The sequence below is a fragment of the bacterium genome (assembly GCA_040755795.1).
GTDB lineage: Bacteria > UBA9089 > CG2-30-40-21 > CG2-30-40-21 > SBAY01 > JBFLXS01.
This window is the reverse complement of record JBFLXS010000668.1, coordinates 1-1,453: the sequence shown is the minus strand read 5'-3', so window position 1 is coordinate 1,453 and position 1,453 is coordinate 1. Positions and strand designations below refer to the sequence as shown.

Here is a 1,453-nt window from a genome sequence, read left to right as displayed (position 1 = left end):
ATGATGAACGATATATTTTTAAACCGATTGAATTTTAACTATCTCATGCCTACGGCATTTATGTTTGTATGATATTTATTTCTACCGATATGTTGTCCCTATGGGACATTAAATGAAGGATGAGGCAAAATTTTCACATTCTATTTTTTCCCATTTTATCATAAGAAATATGGGGAGGCAAGCCAAATTTACATAACTGTCTAAGAATATAGATAGTTAAAAGAAATTTAGGTAAAAGTTTTTGACATTACCACAGATTTTTAAAGGAACGAAAAGGTGAAAAAAATATATCTCATCGGTATTGGACCAGGTAACCCTGATTACCTGACCATTCAGGCAATTGATACAATGAAAAAAGTGGATGTCTTCTTTATCCTTGAAAAACAAGGTGAAAAAGCGGATGAACTTGCTTTAGCCAGGATGGAAATATTAAAAAGATACCTTGATGAAAAAAGTTATCGAGTTGTGGTCGCAAAGATTCCTAAGAGAAAAAAAAACGGCAGATATGAAGAGGGGGTTAAGAAGTGGCGGGTCCAAAAGGCAGAGATTATCACAAAATTGATTAACGATATGGCAGATGGACAGATTGGGGCATTTCTCGTCTGGGGTGACCCGAGCCTCTATGATGGTCATTTAGAGATACTGCAAAATATTCTTAAACAAGGAATGGTAGATTTTGAGTATGAGGTTATCCCCGGGATAACCTCTGTCCAGATACTAACCGCAAAACATAAAATCCCACTCAATCGGATAGGTGAAAATATTGTTATTACAACCGGCAGAAGGTTGAAAGAATACCAGGCAAATGAGATTAATAACACTGCGGTCTTATTAGATTCTTATGCTACCTTTAACCGTTTTAAGGACGAGGAACTTGATATCTATTGGGGCGGCTATCTGGGAAATAAGGAAGAGATACTTGTTTCAGGGAGGTTAAACGAAGTCATTGAGAAGATTAAAACGATAAGAAAAGCGGCAAAAAGGAGGCGGGGTTGGATGATGGATACTTATATTTTGAGGAAGGCAAAATGAAGAAAGTCTATCTTATCGGCATTGGCTATAGACCTCTTGATAAAAGGGCAAAGGAGATTACCATTAATTCAAAGGTTATCCTTGCCACAAATAGACTCTTTGAGATATTCAAAGGATACGAAGAGTTTGAAGCAATTAGGGATAATATCAGGGTAATTAATAATATGGATGAGATGCTTGATTATATCAAGTGTCAAAATTGTGATGTAACTGTGCTTGCTTCTGGAGACCCAATGTTTTTTGGGATTGGGAGAAGGGCAATGGAAGAACTCGGAAGGGATGCTATCGAGGTAATTCCGGATTTATCCGCCATCCAGATTGCCTTTTCAAGGATAAAAGAGACATGGGATGATGCCCTTTTGCTCAGCCTACATGGTGAGCCTGACCCGAAGAAAGGCAAACCATACACCATAAGCGACCT

The 1,453-nt window shown here is 37.8% G+C and carries 2 protein-coding genes; both read left to right on the top strand.

Annotated features, from left to right (window positions below; all coding sequences use genetic code 11):
* The first annotated feature begins 276 nt into the window (after window positions 1-276).
* Window positions 277-1,032 (top strand): precorrin-6A synthase (deacetylating), encoded by a 756-nt coding sequence (gene cobF / locus AB1414_20765; protein MEW6609843.1) that lies wholly within the window; start codon window positions 277-279, stop codon window positions 1,030-1,032.
* On the top strand, window positions 1,029-1,453 hold a 425-nt coding region (gene cbiE, locus AB1414_20760), incomplete at its 3' end, for a precorrin-6y C5,15-methyltransferase (decarboxylating) subunit CbiE (GenBank protein ID MEW6609842.1). The genes cobF and cbiE, both read left to right, overlap by 4 nt.